Here is a 20,302-nt window from a genome sequence, read left to right on the forward strand (position 1 = left end):
TCTTTCCTCTGTTTCTGACGCCCGCATCTTGGCGGCGGGCTCTGTCTGAATGGGTAGTGAACGTCCGGGGGAGGCTTAGCGTCCCGCCTTGGCCTGAGCACGGTCGTGGAAGATGAAGCCGAGGCTGTTCATCAACAGCTGCGCCGCGAGGATCGAGGTCACGTCTGCCTGGTCGTAGGCGGGCGCGACCTCGACGAGGTCCATGCCGACGATGTTGCCGCGGCTGCGCTTGGACAAGGCCTGGATGATTTCCAGCACTTCGTAGTACTGGAAGCCGCCGTGGCTCGGCGTGCCGGTGCCCGGCGCGATCGACGGGTCGAAGCCGTCGATGTCGATGGTGATGTAGTAGGGCACGCCTTCCGGAATGAGCGCGAGCACGCCGTCGGTGCCGAGGCGGCGCACGTCGCGCACAGACAGGATGTGCGAGCCGGCGTCGCGCGCGGCGTCGTAGTCGTCGCGGTTCGACGACGAGACGTTGCGGATGCCGAGCTGCGTCATGCCGCCGATGTGGTCCATCTCGGATGCGCGGCGCAGCGGGTTGCCGTGGCCGTAGCGCACGCCGTGGCGCTCGTCGACGAAGTCCAGGTGGGCGTCGAAGTGCACGATGTGGATCGGGCCGTGCCCTTCGTAGGCCTTGATCACCGGCGCGTGGATCGAGTGGTCGCCGCCGAGCACCACCGGCATCGCGCCCGATTCGAGGATCTTGCGCACCGCGAACTCGATGTTGGCGTTGCTCTTGGCCATATCGGTGTGGACGATGTCGGCGTCGCCGACGTCGACCATGCTCACCTGCTCGCGCGTCAAATAGGTCGTGTCGTCTTCGTGGTCGTAGGCGCCCGAGTGGCCGAACGAGAACAGCGTCGACGCCTCGCGGATGCCGCGCGGACCGAAGCGCGCGCCCGAGCGCCACTGGGTGCCCATGTCGTTCGGTGCGCCGAGGATGGCGACGTCGGCGTCGATGCGGTTCCAGTCGAGGCAGACCGGCGACTTGGCGAAGGTGCAGTGCCCGACGAAGGGCAGGTCGAGGCGGCCCGTTTCGTATCCGTTTTTTTCCATCTTGCATCTCTCCCATCAGGGTTTTCTACGATAAAGCGCCGCTTGATTGCGATCGGCTTTGACGTGAATATGGGCGAGGATTTGCATTGGGAAAATGCTAATCATCAGATGCATAAATCGGAATTTCCGAAGTATTCGGGAAGAGGAGGCGAACGATGATGCAGCTTCACGACGTCGACCTGAAACTGCTCAGGGTCTTCGTCACCATCGTCAAGTGCGGCGGCTTTTCCGCCGCGCAGGCGGCGCTGAACGTCGGGCAGTCGACGATCAGCGAACAGATGACCAGCCTGGAAACCCGGCTCGGCGTGAAGCTGTGCGACCGCGGCCGCGGCGGCTTCAGGTTGACCGAGCACGGCCAGGCGACCTACGAGGCGACGCAGCGCCTGCTGATGGCGGTAGAGACCTTCTGCATGGATACCGACCTCTTGAAGGAGCGCATCACAGGCCGGCTCTACCTCGGCATCATCGACAACACCATCACCGATCCGGAGTCTCCGCTGCCGCGCGCGACGCAGCGCTTCGTCGCGCGCGGGCACGACGTGCATCTGGACGTGTATATCGGCACGCCGGCTGAGCTCGAGGAGCGCGTGCTCGACGGCCGCCTGCACGTGGCGATCGGGCACTTCCCGATGCGGGTGCCCGGCCTCGCCTATTCGCTGCTGTACCAGGAGTCGGACGGCCTGTTCTGCAGCCGTCTCCACCCGCTCTACGAGAGCCCGGCTACCGACGCCGAGCTGTTCGACACGCTGGCGGCGAGCCGTATCGTCGCGCGCGGCTATCTGCAGCAGCGCGACCTGCAGCTGATCGGCGCCGCCAAGGCGGCCGCGACGGTCGACAACGTCGAGGCGCAGGCCATCCTGATCCTGTCCGGGGCCTACGTCGGTTTCCTGCCGGTGCACTACGCCGAGCGCTGGGTCGCGAGCGGCGAGATGCGCCGGCTCGAGCCGCAGCGCTTCGGCCTGATGTGGCCGTTCACCGCCATCACGCGGCGCGGCACGACCATCCCGCCCATCCTGCGCGTCTTCCTCGACGACCTCGAGGCGTGCACGCCGCAGGGCCGGCTGCAGACTTGAGCCTGTCGCTCAGGTCCTGCGCAGTTTTTCCAGCAGCCAGCTGCCGGCCGGCCCCAGCCGGTGGCTGCGCGACCAGACCACATCCACCGCCAGGTATTTCGGCCAGCCGGCCATCTTCAGTTTGACGAGGTCGTCGCGGCCGAAATGCTCGGCCAACCAGTCGGGCAGCTCCGCCCAGCCGAAGCCGAACGCCGCCATTTCCATCAGCAACAGGTAGTTGGGCGCCGACCAGCAGCGCCCGCCGGTCGGGCGCTGCGGCTTGTCGAGCACGGTGTTGAGGCGCAGCTCGCGTTCGCCCAAGAGCTCGTCCCGGTCCAGCTCGGCACGGCCGGCCAGCGGGTGGGTCTTGCCGACGTAGAGGCCGATCTCGGCCGGCGTGGCGAGCGTCGCGCGGCCGATGTCGGCCGGGTAGTCGGGCAGCGCGCCGACCAGGCCGAGCTGGGCGCGCCCCTGTTCGACGAGGTCGATCACGTCGTCGTGCTCGGCCACCATGCATTCTAGTTCCAGGTCGGGGTACTGCCGGTCGAGGTCGGCGAGCAGCGTTTCGTACGGGATCGACTGGAGGGCGGTATCGGACACCACCAGCGTGAGGCGCGCCTCCATGCCGTCCAGCAGCTGGCCGGCGTTGCGGCTCAGGCGGTCGTGCGCGGCGAGGATGTCCTCGGCGCGCGGCAACAGCTGGCGGCCGGCGTCGGTCAGCGCCGGCGGCCGCAGCTGCCGGTCGAACAGCGTCACGCAAAGGTCGATCTCGAGGTTGGCGATCGCCTCGCTGACGGTGGACTGACTCTTGCCGAGCTTGCGCGCGGCGGCGCTGAACGAGCCTAGCGTGGCGGCGGCGACGAAGGCGTGCAGGGCTTCTGGCGCGTAGTGCATATCGGTTTTTCCGATGGTTTCCTGCTTTGTAGTATCCAGCACGCCGATGAAAATAGCGTCAATTCTTCATTTACGGCAGGGAGGCGACGATGGATACCCGAAAAACGCTGCTGGAGCGCGCGCTCTTCGCGCTGGCCTTCGAGCTGTTGGCGGTGGCGATCTGCGCGCCGCTGCTGTCGTGGCTGATGGGCGGGTCGCTGGGCCACATGGGCGCGCTGACGCTGATGATGTCGCTCTTGGCGATGGGCTGGAACATGCTGTTCAACACGCTGTTCGACCGCGCCCAGCAAGGGCTCGGCTTTACGCGCACGCTGGCGGTGCGCGCCTTGCACGCGATGCTGTTCGAGGGCGGGCTGGTCGGCCTGGCGGTGCCGCTCGTGGCCTGGTGGCTGGGCGTCAGCCTCATCGACGCCTTGCTGTTCGACATCGGCATCCTGCTGTTCTTCCTGCCCTACACCATGGCGTTCAACTGGGGCTACGACGTGCTGCGCGCGCGCTGGTTCGCGAGGCGGGCGGTGGCCATGCCGTGCTGAGCGCGCTCCAAATGAAAAAGCTCGGCCAACCTGATACAAAGGTTGGCCGAGCTTTTTTCCGGAAAGGGTGGGCCATGCGGCGCGCCGCCGCTGCCGCGTACGGGCAGCCCGGAAACAAAAAAGCCCGCCGGATGCCGGCGGGCTTTTCATCTCTAATCTAGCGCTTACTTCACGTGCGGCGCGAGGGTGTGCAGCAGTTGGCCGAGCACCTTCGGGTTGCCGGCGACGATGTCGCCCGAGTCGAGCCAGCCGTCCTCGCCCTTCGGGTTGGTGACGATGCCGCCCGCCTCCTGCACCATCAGGCTACCTGCGGCGATGTCCCACGGCTTGAGGTTCAGCTCCCAGAAGCCGTCGACGCGGCCGCAGGCGACGTTGCACAGGTCGAGCGCGGCCGAGCCTTCACGGCGCACGCCGGCGACTTTCGGCAGCACGTCGCGGAACATCGCGAGGTATTGGTCGAGGTAGCTCATGTCCGACACCGGGAAGCCGGTGGCGATCAGGCATTCGTTCAGCGCGATGCGGCGCGACACGCGGATGCGGCGGTCGTTCAGGAAGGCGCCGACGCCTTTGGACGCGGTGAAGATGTCGTTGCGGTTGGGGTCGTACACCACCGCCTGCTGGATCTGGCCCTTGACCGCCAGCGCGATCGAGATCGCGTATTGCGTGTGGCCGTGCAGGAAGTTGGTGGTGCCGTCCAGCGGGTCGATGATCCACTCGTAGTCGGAGTTGCCCACGCCTTTGGCGCCGGACTCTTCTGCTAGAATTGCGTGCTTCGGATAGGCCTCGAGCAGGGTCTCGATGATGATTTCTTCCGCCTGGCGGTCCACGTCGGACACGAAGTCGTTCGCCTTTTTCTTTTCTACGCGGATCACGTCCAGATTCTGCGAAGCACGCTGGATATGGTTGCCGGCACGGCGAGCGGCTTTGACCGCCACGGTTAGCATCGGATGCATTGAGGCCTCAGTACGTTGCAACCCGCAGGCGCTCGGGCGCCTGACGAGTGGATGATGATCGGTTTAAGGAACGAAGAGCCCGGCCGAGGGGACGGGTTCTAGAAGATGGCGCGCATTGTAACCGGAAAACGCTGATGAATAAACCCCAAGTGCCTGATTTTCTGAAGAACATTCGCGTGGTGCTGGCCCGTCCGAGCCACCCCGGCAACATCGGATCGGCCGCGCGCGCGATGAAGACGATGGGGCTGACCAAGCTCTATCTCGTCGAACCGAAGACCTTCCCGTCGGCCGAGGCGGACACGCTCGCCTCGGGTGCGGTCGACGTGCTCGAGAACGCGACGGTGACGTCGACCTTGGCCGAGGCGCTGGCCGGCGTCACCGTCGCGTGTGCGCTGACCAGCCGCCGCCGCGAGCTGACGACGCCGCTGTCCACGCCGCGCGAACTCGCGCCCGACCTGATCGCGCGCGCCACGGCCGGAGAACAGGTCGCGCTGGTGTTCGGCAACGAGACCTTCGGCCTGTCGATCGACGAGGTCGAGCAGTGCAACCGGCTGATGACCATCCCCGGCAACCCCGACTACTTCTCGCTGAACCTGGCGATGGCGGTTCAGGTGCTGTCGTACGAGCTGTTCTCGCACGTCGACGTCGGCGTCGACTATTTGAAGACAGACGCCGAGGCGGCGACGCACGAGGAGGTCGACGGCTTCTACGGTCATCTCGACGAGACGCTCGAGGCGATCGGCTACTACCGTCGCCGCAACGGCGAGCGGCTGATGCGCCGGCTGAAGACGCTGTTCAACCGCGCCCAGTTGCAGCGCGAGGAGATCGACATCCTGCGCGGTATGCTCAAGCAGATGCAGCGCAGCGCAGGCGGACAGTCCGGCACCCGGTCCGACCCTGGCGAAGCCGACGAAAACGCCTGATTCGCGCGGCACGGCGCACCGGGGTAAAGTTCAGGAAAGACGTTCCTCCGAAAGGCTGACCGTGCCGCCCGTTCCGCCCGTCTCGTTCCCCCTTCTTTCCGCGCTGCCGGCCTGGCACGCGCGGCTGTTGACGCTGCGCCACCAGGCGGTGCGCGACCTCGCCTTCCTGCTGACCGCGCCGATGGGCTGGGCGGCGTCGAGCAACCTCGAACCGGCCCGGCTGCTCGGCGCCCGAGGTTGGCCGAGCCTTTCGGCGCTCGACGCCGATCCGGCGCCGCTCGAGCAATGGCTGCTCGCGCATCCGTCGGGCCGGCTCGGCCGCTACGCCGAGGTGCTGCTCGCGTACTGGTTCGCGCATGCGCCGCACGCCGAACTCGTCGCGCACAACCTCGCGGTGCGCGACGCCGCGCACCGCACGCACGGCGAATTCGACTTCCTGGTGCGTCTGGACGGCGAACCCTTCCATATCGAGCTGGCCAGCAAGTTCTACCTGATGCTGGGCGACGTGCCCGACAGCCTGATCGGCGCCAGCCTGCGCGACGCGTGGCGGCTGAAGGCGGCCAAGCTCGAGCGGCAGCTCGCGCTGCGCCGCCACCCGCTCGCCGCACCGCTGCTGCCGGCGGGCTTCACTCAGGCGGCGAGCGTCGCGCGCGTCACCGGCTGGCTCTTCATCAACGACGGCCTCGCGCTGCCGCACCCGCTGAACCCCCATGCTCCACGCGGCTGGTTCGCCCCATTGGCCGAGCCTTGGCCGCATCGCAGCGGCGACAGCCGCTGGCTGTGGCTGCCGCGGCTGCAATGGCTCGCACCGGCCAGGCTGCCGGCGCTCTATACCGAATCCGAGCAAGACTTGCGCGCCCGGCTCGCTCTGATCGACCGGCCGCAACTGGTCGCCGAGGTCGCCGTCGACGAGACCGGCGAGGCGTTCGAGGTGGCGCGCGGCTTCGTGCTGCCGGCCGGCTGGCCGCCGCCCGAGGCGCTCGCCGCGCTGCGCGCACGCATGCTGCCGGAGCCGGCGTGGCAGGCCGGCCGTTGAGCGTCGGCGAGCGCGCGCTCGTCGCTTCGCTGTACGGCGCCGCGCTCGACCCCGCGCCGCTGCGCCTCGTGCCGCGCGCGCGCTTCCCCTTCTGGACGCGCCCTATGGCGTGGCGCAACACCGTCTGGCTGACGGCTCCCCTTTACCGCGGCGACTACTCGATTTGCTGCGCAAGGTTGGCCGAGGGTTCGGCCGAGGATCTGGCCGCGCTGCACACCTGGCTGCACGAGCTGGTCCACGTCTGGCAGGCGCAGCAGGGCGCACCGCTGTTGACGCGCGGCTTCGCGATCGGCGTCGTCGGGTCGCTACCTTTCACCGTCGACCCCTATCTTTATTCTCTCGACGCGGGCCGCTTCGCCGACTACGGGCTCGAACAACAGGCGGCGCTGTGGTCGGACTACCAGCTGCTGAGCTTGCTGCCCGACTCGGCGGCGCTCGCGTGGCGTTTGGCGCGCGACAACATAGGCTGGCGACGCGTTCTGGCATCGTCCGGGGAGGCTTGCGCGGCGCTCAAAGCACAGCGCCCGGTACTCCTTGCGGAATACCGGGCGGTGTTGGCCGAGCCGCTCGCCGATCCGGGCTGCTACCGGGGAAAGACGGCTTGTCTGGGGCGGGTGAGGCCGCTCACCTAGGGCCGGAGCTCGCGTTCGCGCAGCCGGACAGCAGCGCCTTGAGCGTGGCGGGTTCCAGGAGCCGGATGTGCTTGTGGTCGACCTTGATCCAGCCCTGCTGCTGGAGTTTGGACAGCGTGCGGCTGACCGTCTCGAGCTTGAGGCCGAGGAAGCTGCCGATCTCCTCGCGGCTCATCCGCAGGATGAAGTCGTTGGCGGCGAAACCGCGGCTGGCCAGGCGCTGCGACAGGTTCAAGAGGAAGGCGGCGAGGCGCTCCTCGGCCTTCATATTGCCGAGCAGCAGCATCACGTTCTGGTCGCGGACGATCTCGCGGCTCATCAGCCGGTAGAAGTGGCGCTGCAGGCTGGGGATGTCGCGGCTGAGGTCTTCCATGCGCGTGAACGGCAGCTCGCACACCTCGCTGTCCTCGAGCGCGATCGCGTCGCAGCCGTGCAGGTCGACCGAGATGCCATCCAGCCCCATCAGCTCGCCCGACATGTGAAAACCGGTCACCTGCTCGCGGCCGTCGCAGCTCGCGACTGTCGTCTTGAAAAAGCCGGTGCGCACCGCGAACAGCGAGCGGAAACCCTCGCCGCTGCGGAACAGGGCGTCGCCGCGCTTGAGCTTGCGGCTCTGGCGGATCACCGCGTCCAGTTGTGACATCTCGTCGGGGTTGAGGCCTATAGGCAGGCACAGCTCGCGCAAGGAACAGTCAGAGCAGCTGACTTTCAGCGTGGCGGGCGAAAGGGTATCGGCCATGGGCGTTGCGGTTTTCCTTCTTCGCTTGACGTGGGGCAAGGCGGTAAAGCGGGCGTTTCGGCAAATTTAACAGCCCACCCGTGCCTTTGTCATCGCAGTGAAACCCGAACCGACTTCGCCCGCCCGCTTCGAATTCGACCGCCATCTGCGCGAACGCGCGACGACGGCGCGCTATTCGCGCACGGTGTGAAGAAAAAAGCTCGGCCAACCTTTTGTAAGGTTGGCCGAGCTTCTTCGTGCAGACGGCGTCGAAGATCAGGCGCGGTGCGCGTGTCCGTTCAGCCTTGCGAACACGCGGCGCACGCGGGTCCGCAAGCCGTCCATATAGGTGTACACCACCGGCACCACGATCAGCGTCAGCACGGTCGACGTCACCATGCCGCCGATGATCGCGTGCGCCATCGGCGCGCGCGTCTCCGAGCCTTCGCCGCCGCCGAGCGCCAGGGGCAGCATGCCGAAGATCATCGCCAGGCTGGTCATCATGATCGGGCGCAGCCGCACGCGGCCGGCCTCGACGATCGCCGCGCGCCTTTCCATGCCCTCGCGGCGCGCCTGGTTGATGAAGTCGACCAAGAGGATGCCGTTCTTGGCCGCCAGGCCCATCAGCATCACGATGCCGATCACCGAGAACATATTGAGCGTCGAGCCGAACAGCAACAGGCCGAGAAACACGCCGACGAAGGCCAAGGGCAGCGACACCATGATGGTCACCGGCAGCGTGAAGCTGCGGAACTGCGCGGCGAGGATCAGATAGATGAAGATCACGCCCATCGCCAGCGCCTGCACCGCGAAGCCGAGCGACTCGGCCATGTCCTTCTGCTCGCCTTCCTGGTTCAGGCTGACGCCCGGCGGCAGCTTCGCGTCCTTCAACAGCTTGCCGATGTCGGCGAACACCGCACTCGACTCGCGGCCCTCGATGTTGGCGGTGATCGTCACCTCGCGCTGCAGGTTCACGCGGTCGATCTGGCGCGGGCTCTCGGCCGGCCGGCTCTCGGTCACGCTCGACAGCGGCACCATGTTGGCCGAGCCGTCGTCCTTGCGATTTCCGGCGACGGTCAAGACGTCCAAGAGTTCGGCCGCGCGCGCGGGTTTCGGGATCTGCAGCCTGACGTCGTAGTTCTCGCCGTCGGGCGCTTCCCAGGTGGTGACGGTGTTGCCGGCCAACAGCGTCGACAGCGTGTCGCCGACCTCGGCGAGGTCGATGCCGAGGCTGCCGGCGGCGTCGCGCTTGACCGAGATGTCGAGCGCCGGGTCGGCCGCCGACAGGCTGCTCTCGACGTCGCTGACGCCCTTGACGCCAGCCAGCCGCCCGGACAGCGCGTTGGCGGCCGCCTCGAGCACATGCACATCGCTGCCGCGCAAGCCGATGTTGACCGCCTTGCCGCCCGGACCGTGCTTGCCGAGTTCTTCTACCGACGACAGCTCGATGCCGGCGACGCGCTCGGCCTTGCCGCGCGCGGCGGCCATCAGGTCGAACAGGCTGCGTTCGCGCTCCTGCTTGCTGCCGGCGTCGACCACCAACCGTGCCTCGGTCTTGCCGGCGCCGAAGCGCCCGCCGGCGACGCTGACGTTCACCGAGCGCACCTCGGGCAGCTCGCGCAAGCCTTTCTCGACCTGGCGCGCCTTCGCCTCGGTGTATTCGAGCGAGCTGCCCGGCGCGGTCTTGAAGCTCAGCGAGAACTTGCCCTGGTCGCTCTTGGGCAGGAATTCGCCGCCGATCAGCGGCACCAGCATGAAGCTGCCGACGAGCAGCGCCAAGGCGCCGGCGATCACCGTCTTCCTGTGGTCGAGCGCCCAGCCGATCGCGGCGCCGTAGCGCTCGGCCAAGCGGTCGAGCGAGGCTTCGAACCAGTCGAGCGTGCGCCCGAGCGGCCCCTTGTGCGCATCGCCGTGGTGGTGCGGGTCGTGCCAGATCGACGACAGCATCGGGTCGAGCGTGAAGCTGACCAGCATCGAGATCAGCACCGCGACGGTGACGGTCAGGCCGAACTGGTGGAAGAACTTGCCGATGATGCCGCCCATGAAGCCGACCGGCAGGAACACCGCGACGATGACCAGCGTCGTCGCCAGCACCGCCAGACCGATCTCCTCGGTGCCTTCGAGCGCCGCCTTGTAGTGCTCCTTGCCCATATTGGCGTGGCGGACGATGTTCTCGCGCACGACGATGGCGTCGTCGATCAACAGGCCGATCGACAGCGACAGCGCCATCAGCGTCATCAGGTTCAAGGTGAAGCCCATCGCCGAGATCGCGAACAGCGTGCCGATCAGCGCGACCGGCAAGGTCAGGCCGGTGATCACCGTGCTGCGCCAGCTGCCCAGGAACAGGAACACGATCAGTACCGTCAGCGCCGCGCCCTCGATCAGGCTGTTCCTCACCTCGGTCAGCGAGCGTTTGACGTTGTCGGACTTGTCGTAGGTGACCTTGACGCCGGTGCCGGCCGGCATCAGCGGCCTCATTTCTTCCATCACCTTCTTCACGCCTTCGGCGACCGCGACGACGTTGGCGCCGCGCGCCGCGCGGATGTCGAGGCCGACCGATGGCAAGCCGTCGATCAGCGACAGGCTGTCCTTCTCGGCCTCGTCGTCGGCGACGGAGGCGACGTCGGCGAGCCGGATCGGCGCGCCGTTACGCCACGTGAGCGTCAGCTTGGAGAAGTCGTCGACCGTCGCCAGCTTGCCGGTCAGGCGCACCGACAGCTCGTTGCTCGCGGTGTTGACCGAGCCGGTCGGGAAGTCCTGGTTGGCGGTGCGGATGGCCGAGGCCACGTCGCCGACCGACAGGCCGACCGCCTCGAGCCGGTAGGGGTCGACGTCGACGCGGATCTCGCGGCGGGCTCCGCCGACGCGTTTGACTTCGCCGACGCCCGACACCGTCTGCAGCCGCTTCTTCAGCACGTTGTCGACCCAGGTCGTGAGTCCCCTTAGGTTCTTGTCGGGCGATGTCAGCGCGAACGAAAGCAGCGGCTGGTCATTCGGGTTCAGTTGCGACACCACCGGCGACTTGATCTCGCGCCGGAAGCTGCCCTGCACCGCCGAGATGCGGTCGCGCACGTCCTGCAGCGCGACGGTCGCGTCGGCAGACAGTTCGAACTCGACGACGACGGTCGAAGAGCCTTCGAACGAGTACGAGCGGATGTTCTTGATACCGCTGATCGTGTTCAGCGTCTCCTCGATCGGCCGGCTGACCTCGCTCTCGACCACCTCGGGTGATGCGCCCGGGTAGCTGACGGCGACGACGGCGACCGGGAAGCGGATGTCGGGGAACTCCTCGAGCGGCAGGCGATTGATCGAGAACAGGCCGAGCACGATCAGCACCAGCATCAGCACGGCGGCGAAGTAGGGGTTCTGGATACTGACGCGGGTGAGCCACATCGCTTATTTCCCCGTCGCGAGCGGCAGCTTGACCGCGTCGCCTTCCTTCATGCCGATCAGCTCGGTCGTGACGACGGTCTGTCCGGGGACGATGCCCGACACCGCGACGCGGCGGTCGGCTTCCGATTCGAGCTCGACCTTTACCTGCGCGCGGGAGAGCCTGCCGTTCTTCACGACCAGCACCCACGGCGATTTTTCGCGCTCGCGCACCGCGCTGGCAGGCAGCACCACGAAGTCGTCGACTTCGTGCAGTACGACGCCGCCGCGCGCGAACTGGCCGGCCTTCAGCCGGCCGTCGGGGTTGGAGACGCGCAGGTAGGCCTCGAAGGTGCGCGTGCTAGTCGACGCGACCGGGTTGATGCGCGCGACGTTGGCCGAGAACTCGCCGGGCATCCCTTCCACCGTGAAGCGCGCGCGCATGCCGGGAGACAAGGCCGCCCCTTCGCGCGACGGCAGGCTGGCGGCGATCTCGAGTTCGGACAGGTCGGCGACGCCGAACAGCTTCTCGTTGCGGGCGATGCGCTCGCCCGGGTTCTTCGCGCGTTCGAACACCACGCCGGCGATCGGCGCCCTGACGACGGTGTCGGACAGGTCTTCGCGCGCGCGCTTCAGTTGCGCCTGCTGCACCCTGAGCGAGCCGGCCTGCACCGCGAAGTCGCTCTCGAGTTCGTCGAGCGCGAGCTTGGAGATGAAGCCCTTGGTGAACAGTTCGCGCTGGCGGTCGAGCTTGACGCGCGCGAGCTTCAGCCGCGCCTCCTGGTTGGTCAGCTGCGCCTCCTGCTCGGCGACCGTCTGGCGCAGCGCCTCGTTGGCTATCACCGCGAGCACCTGGCCGAGCCGCACCGGCTGGCCGGCGCGCACGTTGACCTCGGCCAACGTGCCTTCGACGCGCGCGGCGACCAGCGCCTCGTTCAGCGGTTTGAGCGTGCCGGTGAACGGCACCGTTTGCGCCAGCGGCTGCGCGCTCGCCTCGACGATGTCGCTCGCGTCGAGCTGGCGCGGCGGCGTGGCGGCGGGCTTCGCCGCCTCGTGCTGGCCGCAGCCGGCGACGATCAGCGCGGCGGTGACGGCCGCAATAAGGGATTGCAGGCTTAGTTTCATGGTCTTTAGATGGCGAGCACCTGATTGGGGCTGACGCCCTTGGGCAGCAGGATCCACAGGCGGCCCTGCTGTTTCATGCGGCCGGCGTACAGGCCGGCCTCGCTGCCGAAGCCCCAGAAGAAGTCGGCGCGCACCCCGCCGCGGATCGCGCCGCCGGTGTCCTGCGCGTGCATCAGCCGCACCAGCGGTTCGTCGGACAGCGGCCAGGTGGTCGCGAGCAGCACCGGCGCGCCCAGCGGGATGTAGCGCGGGTCGACGGCGATGCTGTAGCCGTTGGTCAAGGGCACGCCGAGCGCTCCGGGAGGGCCGCCTTCTTGGCTGGCATGCGCCTTGAAGAACACGTAGCTCGGGTTCTGGTTGAACAGTTCCTGGCGACGGTCGGGGTGGGCCTTGATCCACGCCTGGATGCCCTGCATCGACGCATCGGCGATCGTCAGCTCGCCGCGTTCGATCAGCACCTTGCCGATCGACTGGTAGCCGTAGCCGTTCTGCTCGGCGTAGGTCACGCGTAAAAAGCTGCCGTCCTCGAGCTGGATGCGGCCCGAGCCCTGAATCTGCAGGAAGAACAGCTCGGTCGGGTCCTCGACCCAGGCGAGCACCGGCGAGCTCGAGACGCCACGGCCCGCCTCGATCTCGGCGCGGCTGTAGTAGGGCAGCACGCGCTCGCCGTCGACGCGGCCCTTCAGGCGCGTCGTGCGCGCGTCGGGCTTGAAGTCGGAGGGCGTCAGCATGAACTCGCCGGCGCCGGGCGAGGTCTTGCCCGGCACGATGGCGAGCTTGTTGCCGTTGGCGCGCCGCACGACGAGTTGCGCGGCGTTGCGGTCGGCGGCGCTGACGTCGAGCGTGACGAGGTCGGCCGGCACGCCGTACACCGGGTAAGGCGTGCGCGCGCTTTGCGTGCGGCTGCCGGCCAAGAGCGGCTCGTAGTAGCCGGTGATGAGGCCGGTGTCGCGCGCGCTGTCTATGACCTTCCACGCGTCGAAACGCGTCTCGAAGAAGCGTTTGACCGCGCTCGCGTCGGCGGCGTCTAGCGTCGCCGCGTCGCGGCAGACGTCGGCCCAGCCCGGCCGCTTGGCGAGCGCCTTGCAGCTCTGTTTAAGCGCGGCAAGGCTGTCGAGCTGCTGCGCGCGGCCCCAGTCGGGCAGCGCGCTCAGCGTTTGCTGCGTGTAATTGACCGCGCCTCTGGACGGCGGGGTCGGCGTGGTCGTGCAGGCCGCGACGAGCGCCAGCGGCAGGATGATCAGGAGAAGACGTTTCATGGCAATCGGTCGCGTTGGGCGGCGGGGCGCACGGTCGGACTATTCTACACGGCGCTTGTGCGGTGCAGGTCGATCCGAGTAGACCGTTTGAATAGAGGGTGAGTTCGCGCCGAATAAGAAAAGACGCCGCCCGCAGGCGGCGTCGAGGCAGGCTCTGGCCGCTTATGACCGAGCCTGGCTTGCGCATCGCGTAGAAAGCGGCGCCGGCGAAGTGGAGTGAAAGCGGACGAAGCGGATGCCCGCGGCCGCCAGCGCATAGGTGGCCGCCACCAGCCAGAAACCGGCGTTCAGCCCGAAAAAGCCCATCCCTGCGGCCCCAAGCAAGGTGCCGACCAGGGCACCGGCCTTGGCGGCGCTGTTGCCCAGGCCGAGCGCCAGCCCCTGGCCGGTTTCCGGCACGGTGCGCGCGATCAGCGCGTACGCCACCGGCAGCAATGCCCCTTGCCAGACGCCCCAGACCAGCCGGCTGGCGACGAAGCCTTGCCAAGTGCCGGCCAGCGCGGTCAGCGCCAGGGTCAGCGCGCACAGCCAAGCGACCACTTCGATCACCGACAAGGTGCGTGCCGGCTGCCAGCGGTCGAACGCCCGGCCCCACAGTGGCGCCGACAAAGCCAGTGTAGCGGCGCTGGCCGCGTAGCTTGCGCCCACCAGCCAGTTCGGCGCGTGCAGCACGTCGGACACGTACAGCGCGAAGAACGGCTGCGGCATCATCTTGGCGGCCTGGATCAGCACGATGACGAGCAGGATTCCGGTCAGCCAGCCGTGCGGCCAGCCGGCTTGCGTGGACTTTGCGTCACGCACCCGGTGTGACGGAGCATCGGCCGGCAGCGCAAGCGCGGCCAGCGCGCACGCCAGGCACGCGACGGCAGCCCAGAGGCAGAGCCAGGCAAAGCCGGACACGTCCATCAGCCAGCCGCCCAGCACCGGGCCGGCCAGCGAACCCACCGCGGTGGCCGATTGCAGATGCGACAGCGTCCGGCCGCGCCGGGTGGGGTCGCTCACCGCCACCGCGTATGCCTGGGCGGCGGCGATGAAACCGGCGAATCCGCCTTGCAGCAAGCGGATGCCCACCAGCGCCCACGCGTTGTCGGTGAAGGCCGCCGCCGCCTGGCACAGCGCCAGCGCGAGCAGCGCGCGCAACACCATAGGCTTGTGGCCGGTGCAATCGCCGATGCGGCCCCAGAACGGCGTGAGCAGCATGGCGGCCACCATCGGCCCGGCGTACACCAGCGCCGACAGCAGCGCGGTCATGCCGTGCGCGTCGCCGCCCAGCAGGCGCTGGATATGCAGCGGCCAGAACGGGCCGCTCATCTCCATCGCCCCCATCGAGACGAACTGGATCGCCACCAGCCACGCGAGCGGCGAGACCTTAGCCCGCATGGCGGCCCGGGCGCAGCGGGTTGGGCAGGCGGCCTACCACGTCGGCGTGGCTGTCGGCCAGACGCATCCGGACGAAGGACTTGGCCGGCCAGTCGTCCTCTAGCAGCGCTTGCCGTTCGCTCTGCCAGCGTTGCGGCTCGACGCGGTCTTTGAGCGCGTCGAACTCGGCCGCCACCCGCTCGGCCATATCGTCCCACAGCAGGCGCTCGGCCACGCCCCAGTGGCGCGCGCACAACAGAGCCAGCTCGCCGAGGTGGCACATGAAGACGCAATGCAGCAGCTTGTCGCGCACGAAAGCGGCGTCGTCCACCAGCGTCATCTCCGGGTCGTGCAACTCCAGGCTCAGCCCGTGCGCCTGCAAGGTGGCGCGGTGGATGCGGATGTCGCCGAAGTCGCGGATCAGCAAGCGATCCATCCGGCCGTCGCGCCCCATGATGGCGAAGCTGTTCTGCTGATGCGCCTCGAAGCCGACGCCGTACACCAGATACATCGCGAGCAGCCCTTGCAGCGCGCGCGCGCAGTAGCGGCGGAAGAAGCGGCGCATCGCCACGGTGTCGTCCGCACCCTCGGCCAAGCGCACCCACTGGCGCAGCAGCGGCTGACCCTCGCCGTCCGGCGCGAACAGGCTGCCCACCGGGATGGCCATTTCACCCTCGGCCAACGTGCCGAGCGGGTTGTCGCGGAACAGGACCGCCAGGTGGCGCGAGCGTTCGTCGTCGGCCGGCTGCGGCGCGTAGTGCACGCCGTAGCGCTCGGGCAGCACGGCCAATACCTGGCCCAGCTGCGGCTCGCGCTTGAGGATGCTGCGCAGCAAATGGCTGACGCGCGGTCCCATCCGCGCCGAGCGCGGCGATACCGTGCGCTGCACGCTGGTCAGGCGCAGCGACACAGGCAGCTTCACCATAGGCGCGCTGCGGCTGTCCGGGTGCGCCACGGTGCGGAACGACATGGTCGGCGCCGCGGTAAACGCCGTCACCCCGGTCAACACCAGATCCTGGCTGGCGATCTCGGCGGCGAAGGCCTGCGGCAGATGCTGCTGCAACTGCCACGGGTGTACCGGCAGCGGCAGGTAGCCGGCCGGATCGAGTCCTTGCGCTTGCAAGGCTTGGGCAAACCGGCGCGCCGCTTCGGGAAACACCTCTTGCCACCACGCGGCAAAATCGTCGGCGTCTTCCAGGCTTTCCAGGTGGGCACAGCGGCGGTGCAAGGCGGCCAGCTGTACCGGCAGCCGGCTTTCGAATTCCGGCGACAGCGCGATCACTTCTTGCGGCGACAAGCCTAGCTTGGTCTTGTGGTTCGGGTGCCACGGGTGGCCCAGCGTGCCCCACTGTTCGAGCAAGGCGGTCGGGTTGACGCCGCCGAAGCCGGCGCGCAGCCAATGCAGCAGACCGGCCGCGCCTTCCCTGGCGATGTCCTGCTCCAGCGCCTGGTTCCAGCTGTGGTGGTAGGCCAGGCACAGCACGTCGTTATCCAGGCTGTCGTCCAGTTCTTCGGCCAGCCGCAGCAGGTCGAGCGCCTGCGGCGCCGGCTGAAACAGCTCGGACAAGGCGGCAAGCAGCTCGGACGGGTAGCACATCTCGCGCGGCTCGACGCCGGGCGTGCACAGCCACACTCGGCCCTTCGATTGCCAGCTGCGCATCGCGCCCGGTTTCAGCGCGTCGAAACGGAGCATCTTGCCGCTTTGCGGCAGCGCCAGCCAGCGGCGGCCCTCGCCGTCCGGCACCAGCTGGGCGGTATCGAGCAGCCCTTCGCGAAACAGCGCCTGAATCAGGCGCTGGAAGCTGCGTTCGCGCGCCAGCGGCACGGCGTGGGCCAGGTCGGTCACACTGGTCTGGCGTTTCTGGAAGGCCGGGGTCTCCAATGCTTCGCCCCAGCGGGCAAATGCCTGCTGAAGTTTGGGCAAGGCTGCGGTCATGATCGACTCCTCTGAAAGCGTGTTGTCGACAGGACCTGGTCGCGCCCCGTCTTATTAAAGAGGAATCATTATCATTAAGATCTTTCTGGGGCGCAACGCCTTCATGAACGAATCGGGGAGGGAGGCGCGTTCTTGGCGCCGGTCCGTGATGAGCGTGGTCAGGCCGCATAGTCGGCAAAAAGCCGCGGGGCGATAATTCCCCTGCGACTGTCCCAAGCCGGACGGAGCAGGCTTTAGCGGGCTCTAGCCCGTCTTGATCGGCTTGGATTTGAAATTGAGGTAGGGCTGCAGCGCCTTGATCAGCGCCGGGTCGTCGGGCTCGGTCGGGCTGGAGAACGGCGTCACCCGGTTGCCGTCGGGCGAAACCAGATATTTGTAGAAGTTCCAGCGCGGCTTCTGGCCGCTCATTGCGCTCAGGGCCTTGAAGAAGGGCAGCGCGTCGTCGCCGGTCACGTGGACCTTGCCGGCCATCGGGAAGGTTACGCCGTAGTTCGCGTAGCAGACCCTGGAGATGTCCTCGGCGCTGGCCTTTTCCTGGTGGAAGTCGTTGCTCGGGAAGCCGACGACGACGAGGCCGAGCGCCTCGTACTGCTTGTAGACCGCCTCGAGCTTGGAAAACTGCGGCGTGAAGCCGCATTCGCTGGCGGTGTTGACGACCAGCACCGGCCTGCCCTGGTAGGCGCACAGGTCGATGCTGCCGCCCAGCAAGGCCGGCACGCGGTGGTTGAGGACGGGCGGGCAGGCGGCCAGCGCGGTGTACGGGACGGCCAGCAGGAAGGCGAGCAGCGGGCGTTTCATGATGGCGCTCCCGGGCACAATACTTTGACTGTAGCTATCGCGGCGAGCGCATCCAATTAACTGATTTTAAACAGATTGTTTGCATGAAAAAACCGCTCCTACGAGCGGTTTGGCATGGGCGAAAGGCGGGGGACTCAGGCCTGGCCGGCTTCCTGGCGCGCGAGTTCGGCGTCGACGTCGAGTTCGCGCACCGCGGCGATCAGCTGCTCGAACTGGGCGGGGCTCATCGAGCCGGCCTGGTTGAACACCAGCGTGCGCTTCTTCAGCACCATCAGCGTCGGAATCGAGCGGATGTTGAAGTGCGCGGCGAGGTCCTGTTCTTCCTCGGTGTCGATCTTGGCGAAGGTGATGTCCGGGTGTTTCTCGGCGGCGGCTTCGAAGGTCGGGCCGAACATCTTGCACGGGCCGCACCAGCTCGCCCAGAAGTCGAGGATCACGATGTCGTCGGTGTCGACGGTGGCGTTGAACGCGTCGCCGGTGAGGTTGATGAGCGCCATGGCGGCTCCTTTCAAGACGGGTTGCGGCCGGGCGGTCGCCGGCCGGGTGTTTTTCAAGATGGGCGCGGCCGCGCGCGGATGCAAGGGCGCGCGCGGATTGTATTTCGTCATGCAGTCGATAGCGGGCGACTATCGGCGGGGCGCTCAGAAGCTGCGCTTGGCGTAGCTGTCGCGCTCGATCTCGACCGCCTCGACCGAGACCTGCAGGCCGGCGCGCGGCGCCACCGTGTGCTGGAGCGCGTCTAGCACGAGCACGGTCAGCCGGCGTCGCGTGGCGAGATCGCGCCCGGACAACAGTTGCAGCCTGACGTGGACGAAGGTCGCGTCGCCGCCGCCGTCGCCGATTTCCACCGTGTCGCAGCGCAGCGCGCGGCTCTTGATGTCGCCGGCGGCGAATTCGCCGCAGCCGGCGAGCGCGGCGTTGACGGCGACGAGCGCGGCGCGCGCGTCGAAGGCGGGTTCGAGTCCGGCGCTGTATTCCATCACGACGTGGGGCATGGAGCGGTCCTTAAAACGTTGGCCGAGCCGGGGCGGCCGGATCATCCGGCATGGCGGATGCGCCAGCACTGGTGGATCTTCTTGTTGCGGAAGTCTTCAGGCACCGACTGCGCGCTGATGTCCTCGATCGCGTATGCCTCGGCCAGGGCCGGATCGAGCTCGAAGCTCCTGAGGTTGTTCGAGAAGTAGAGCACGCCGCCGGGCGCCAACAAGCGCATCGCGCCGTCGACGAGGCGGCGCTGGTCGCGCTGCACGTCGAGGACGTCGAGCATCTTCTTGGAATTCGAGAACGACGGCGGGTCCATCACGATCAGGTCGAACGTCTTGCCCTGGAAGGCGGCGTCCTCGAGGTACTGGAACACGTCGTCGCGGATCAGCGCGTGTTTGGACAGGTCGAGCCCGTTCAGTTCGAAATTGCGGCGCGACCAGTCCTGGTAGGTGTTCGACAGGTCGACCGTCTCGCTTTCTACCGCGCCGCCGGCCGCCGCGTAGACGGTGAAGCTGCCGGTGTAGGCGAACAGGTTCAAAAAGCGCTTGCCGGCGGCCTCGTCGCGCACGCGTTTGCGCGTGTTGCGGTGGTCGAGGAACAGGCCGGTATCGAGGTAGGCGTCTAGGTTGACCCAGAAACGCTGGCCGGCCTCCTCGATGACGAAGTCCTCGCCGGCCTCGCCGGTCTTCTCATACTGGTTCTCGCCCTTCTGGCGGCGGCGCGTCTTGAACGCGACGCGCTCGGCGCCGGTCACCTGGCGCACCACGGCGAGGCATTCGGCGACCCAGGCGTCGTATTCGGCGTCTTCCATCTGCCAGCCGGTGTCGAACTCGGCGACGTGCGCGTGCGCGCCGTACACGTCGACCGCGAACGGGAATTGCGGCACGTCGCGGTCGTATATGCGCCAGGCGTCGAGCCCCTGGCGGCGCGCCCACTTGGCGAGGTGCTTGTAGTTCTTGGCGAGGCGGTTGGCAAACGCGGCGTAGTCATTCATGGATCAGGAGTCCGGCAATGAAAAAACGCGCCCGGGGAGCGCGTCGGCAGTACATAAGCTTGGCCGAGGCTCGGCCAACCCTGCAATGATACTTCAGTTGTTCTGGTCGAGCGCGACCAGCTTGCGGTACACCGGCTCGGGCACGTAGTGGCGGATCATGCCTTCCCAGCCGGCCGGGCCGACCAGGCCCTTGACCATGGTCGACGACACCTCGGCGTATTCGCGCGGCGGCAGCAGGAACACGGTGGTGATGTCGGCGTGCAGGTCGGAGTTGATGTAGCGCATCGTGCGCTCGTACTCGTAGTCGCTGGCGGTGCGGATGCCGCGCACGATGTAGTTGGCGCCGACGCTGCGCGCGTAGTTGACCAGGAACTGGTTCTCGAACACCTCGACCTTCAGTTTGGAAAAACCGCGCGTGACCGCGCGCAGCATCTCGAGCCGTTCGTCGACGCTGAAGGTGCAGTGCTTTTCCGGGTTGACACCGATCGCCACCGTCAATTCGTCGAACAGTTCGACTGCCTCGCGGATCATCCACAGGTGGCCGTTGGTGACCGGGTCGAAGCTCCCTGCATACACGGCTCGCTTCAAGGTTCTTTTCCTTATCGTTGAAGGTTGTCCCTGATCCGAATGTACCTTGTGCGCTGCAGCAGGTCAAAGTCGTCCGGGCCTCGCGGCGCCGGG

19 protein-coding genes are annotated in these 20,302 nt (G+C 67.4%); 5 read left to right on the forward strand and 14 right to left on the reverse strand.

Annotated features, from left to right (window positions below; genetic code table 11):
* Window positions 1-75 precede the first annotated feature (75 nt).
* Window positions 76-1,056 carry an agmatinase gene (speB, locus tag DWG20_RS08630; RefSeq protein WP_115433427.1) on the reverse strand — a complete coding sequence of 327 codons (981 nt, stop codon included), beginning with the start codon at window positions 1,054-1,056 and terminating at the stop codon, window positions 76-78.
* Between the two features lie 155 nt (window positions 1,057-1,211).
* Between speB and DWG20_RS08635 the strand changes: the two genes are divergently transcribed.
* Window positions 1,212-2,129 carry a LysR family transcriptional regulator gene (locus tag DWG20_RS08635; protein WP_115433428.1) on the forward strand — a complete coding sequence of 306 codons (918 nt, stop codon included), beginning with the start codon at window positions 1,212-1,214 and terminating at the stop codon, window positions 2,127-2,129.
* A gap of 9 nt (window positions 2,130-2,138) precedes the next feature.
* On the opposite strand, the gene DWG20_RS08640 is transcribed toward DWG20_RS08635, so the two are convergent.
* Window positions 2,139-3,002 carry a LysR family transcriptional regulator gene (locus DWG20_RS08640; RefSeq protein ID WP_115433429.1) on the reverse strand — a complete coding sequence of 288 codons (864 nt, stop codon included), beginning with the start codon at window positions 3,000-3,002 and terminating at the stop codon, window positions 2,139-2,141.
* An 89-nt stretch (window positions 3,003-3,091) separates the two neighbouring features.
* On the opposite strand from DWG20_RS08640, the gene DWG20_RS08645 reads away from it, so the two are divergent.
* Window positions 3,092-3,535: a multidrug/biocide efflux PACE transporter gene (locus tag DWG20_RS08645; protein ID WP_115433430.1), complete on the forward strand. Its 444-nt coding sequence runs from the start codon at window positions 3,092-3,094 to the stop codon at window positions 3,533-3,535.
* A gap of 164 nt (window positions 3,536-3,699) precedes the next feature.
* Here DWG20_RS08645 and DWG20_RS08650 read toward each other — a convergent pair whose 3' ends face one another.
* Window positions 3,700-4,488 (reverse strand): inositol monophosphatase family protein, encoded by a 789-nt coding sequence (locus DWG20_RS08650; RefSeq protein ID WP_115433431.1) that lies wholly within the window; start codon window positions 4,486-4,488, stop codon window positions 3,700-3,702.
* A gap of 134 nt (window positions 4,489-4,622) precedes the next feature.
* Here DWG20_RS08650 and DWG20_RS08655 point away from each other — a divergent pair, with 134 nt between their 5' ends.
* From DWG20_RS08655 to DWG20_RS08665, 3 genes are all read left to right on the forward strand, one after another.
* Window positions 4,623-5,411 (forward strand): RNA methyltransferase, encoded by a 789-nt coding sequence (locus DWG20_RS08655; RefSeq protein WP_115433432.1) that lies wholly within the window; start codon window positions 4,623-4,625, stop codon window positions 5,409-5,411.
* Between the two features lie 61 nt (window positions 5,412-5,472).
* On the forward strand, window positions 5,473-6,447 hold the full coding sequence (locus DWG20_RS08660) for a DUF1853 family protein (protein WP_245944687.1): 975 nt from the start codon (window positions 5,473-5,475) through the stop codon (window positions 6,445-6,447).
* The gene (locus DWG20_RS08665; protein WP_115433433.1) at window positions 6,429-7,079 is read left to right on the forward strand and encodes a hypothetical protein; all 651 of its coding nucleotides are present in this window, start codon (window positions 6,429-6,431) and stop codon (window positions 7,077-7,079) included. Before DWG20_RS08660 ends, DWG20_RS08665 begins: the two co-directional genes overlap by 19 nt.
* Here the strand turns inward: DWG20_RS08665 and fnr are convergent.
* From fnr to coaD, 11 genes are all read right to left on the reverse strand, one after another.
* Complete coding sequence (gene fnr, locus DWG20_RS08670) at window positions 7,072-7,818, reverse strand: fumarate/nitrate reduction transcriptional regulator Fnr (protein ID WP_115433434.1); 747 nt, start codon at window positions 7,816-7,818, stop codon at window positions 7,072-7,074. The genes DWG20_RS08665 and fnr overlap by 8 nt on opposite strands.
* 255 nt (window positions 7,819-8,073) lie before the next feature.
* Window positions 8,074-11,190, reverse strand: coding sequence for an efflux RND transporter permease subunit (locus DWG20_RS08675; protein ID WP_115433435.1), 3,117 nt, complete (start codon window positions 11,188-11,190; stop codon window positions 8,074-8,076).
* A gap of 3 nt (window positions 11,191-11,193) precedes the next feature.
* Window positions 11,194-12,291, reverse strand: coding sequence for an efflux RND transporter periplasmic adaptor subunit (locus DWG20_RS08680; protein ID WP_115433436.1), 1,098 nt, complete (start codon window positions 12,289-12,291; stop codon window positions 11,194-11,196).
* 5 nt (window positions 12,292-12,296) lie between these two features.
* The gene (gene mltA, locus DWG20_RS08685) at window positions 12,297-13,550 is read right to left on the reverse strand and encodes a murein transglycosylase A (protein WP_115433437.1); all 1,254 of its coding nucleotides are present in this window, start codon (window positions 13,548-13,550) and stop codon (window positions 12,297-12,299) included.
* Between the two features lie 162 nt (window positions 13,551-13,712).
* Window positions 13,713-14,930, reverse strand: coding sequence for an MFS transporter (locus tag DWG20_RS08690; protein WP_115433438.1), 1,218 nt, complete (start codon window positions 14,928-14,930; stop codon window positions 13,713-13,715).
* Window positions 14,920-16,845, reverse strand: coding sequence for an IucA/IucC family protein (locus DWG20_RS08695; RefSeq protein WP_115433439.1), 1,926 nt, complete (start codon window positions 16,843-16,845; stop codon window positions 14,920-14,922). Before DWG20_RS08695 ends, DWG20_RS08690 begins: the two co-directional genes overlap by 11 nt.
* A 243-nt stretch (window positions 16,846-17,088) precedes the next feature.
* Window positions 17,089-17,643 (reverse strand): glutathione peroxidase, encoded by a 555-nt coding sequence (locus DWG20_RS08700; protein WP_115433440.1) that lies wholly within the window; start codon window positions 17,641-17,643, stop codon window positions 17,089-17,091.
* A 134-nt stretch (window positions 17,644-17,777) separates the two neighbouring features.
* Entirely contained in the window at window positions 17,778-18,140 is a 363-nt protein-coding gene (trxA, locus tag DWG20_RS08705) for a thioredoxin (RefSeq protein ID WP_115433441.1), read from the reverse strand.
* Between the two features lie 144 nt (window positions 18,141-18,284).
* Complete coding sequence (locus DWG20_RS08710) at window positions 18,285-18,638, reverse strand: 5-carboxymethyl-2-hydroxymuconate Delta-isomerase (protein WP_220271943.1); 354 nt, start codon at window positions 18,636-18,638, stop codon at window positions 18,285-18,287.
* A gap of 41 nt (window positions 18,639-18,679) precedes the next feature.
* On the reverse strand, window positions 18,680-19,621 hold the full coding sequence (locus tag DWG20_RS08715; RefSeq protein WP_115433443.1) for a class I SAM-dependent methyltransferase: 942 nt from the start codon (window positions 19,619-19,621) through the stop codon (window positions 18,680-18,682).
* Window positions 19,622-19,714: 93 nt separating this feature from the next.
* Entirely contained in the window at window positions 19,715-20,209 is a 495-nt protein-coding gene (gene coaD, locus DWG20_RS08720) for a pantetheine-phosphate adenylyltransferase (RefSeq protein ID WP_115433444.1), read from the reverse strand.
* Window positions 20,210-20,302: the final 93 nt, after the last annotated feature.

Source organism: Crenobacter cavernae, from assembly GCF_003355495.1.
GTDB lineage: Bacteria > Pseudomonadota > Gammaproteobacteria > Burkholderiales > Chromobacteriaceae > Crenobacter > Crenobacter cavernae.

What these genes read in the sequence shown, in the direction of transcription:
- trxA (WP_115433441.1), bottom strand. Translation starts at nt 18,140, where the DNA reads ATGGCGCTCATCAACCTCACCGGCGACGCGTTCAACGCCACCGTCGAC.
- DWG20_RS08645 (WP_115433430.1), top strand. Translation starts at nt 3,092, where the DNA reads ATGGATACCCGAAAAACGCTGCTGGAGCGCGCGCTCTTCGCGCTGGCC.
- DWG20_RS08695 (WP_115433439.1), bottom strand. Translation starts at nt 16,845, where the DNA reads ATGACCGCAGCCTTGCCCAAACTTCAGCAGGCATTTGCCCGCTGGGGC.
- mltA (WP_115433437.1), bottom strand. Translation starts at nt 13,550, where the DNA reads ATGAAACGTCTTCTCCTGATCATCCTGCCGCTGGCGCTCGTCGCGGCC.
- DWG20_RS08650 (WP_115433431.1), bottom strand. Translation starts at nt 4,488, where the DNA reads ATGCATCCGATGCTAACCGTGGCGGTCAAAGCCGCTCGCCGTGCCGGC.
- DWG20_RS08715 (WP_115433443.1), bottom strand. Translation starts at nt 19,621, where the DNA reads ATGAATGACTACGCCGCGTTTGCCAACCGCCTCGCCAAGAACTACAAG.
- DWG20_RS08690 (WP_115433438.1), bottom strand. Translation starts at nt 14,930, where the DNA reads ATGCGGGCTAAGGTCTCGCCGCTCGCGTGGCTGGTGGCGATCCAGTTC.
- fnr (WP_115433434.1), bottom strand. Translation starts at nt 7,818, where the DNA reads ATGGCCGATACCCTTTCGCCCGCCACGCTGAAAGTCAGCTGCTCTGAC.
- DWG20_RS08710 (WP_220271943.1), bottom strand. Translation starts at nt 18,638, where the DNA reads ATGCCCCACGTCGTGATGGAATACAGCGCCGGACTCGAACCCGCCTTC.
- DWG20_RS08635 (WP_115433428.1), top strand. Translation starts at nt 1,212, where the DNA reads ATGATGCAGCTTCACGACGTCGACCTGAAACTGCTCAGGGTCTTCGTC.
- DWG20_RS08655 (WP_115433432.1), top strand. Translation starts at nt 4,623, where the DNA reads ATGAATAAACCCCAAGTGCCTGATTTTCTGAAGAACATTCGCGTGGTG.
- DWG20_RS08640 (WP_115433429.1), bottom strand. Translation starts at nt 3,002, where the DNA reads ATGCACTACGCGCCAGAAGCCCTGCACGCCTTCGTCGCCGCCGCCACG.
- DWG20_RS08700 (WP_115433440.1), bottom strand. Translation starts at nt 17,643, where the DNA reads ATGAAACGCCCGCTGCTCGCCTTCCTGCTGGCCGTCCCGTACACCGCG.
- DWG20_RS08675 (WP_115433435.1), bottom strand. Translation starts at nt 11,190, where the DNA reads ATGTGGCTCACCCGCGTCAGTATCCAGAACCCCTACTTCGCCGCCGTG.
- speB (WP_115433427.1), bottom strand. Translation starts at nt 1,056, where the DNA reads ATGGAAAAAAACGGATACGAAACGGGCCGCCTCGACCTGCCCTTCGTC.
- DWG20_RS08680 (WP_115433436.1), bottom strand. Translation starts at nt 12,291, where the DNA reads ATGAAACTAAGCCTGCAATCCCTTATTGCGGCCGTCACCGCCGCGCTG.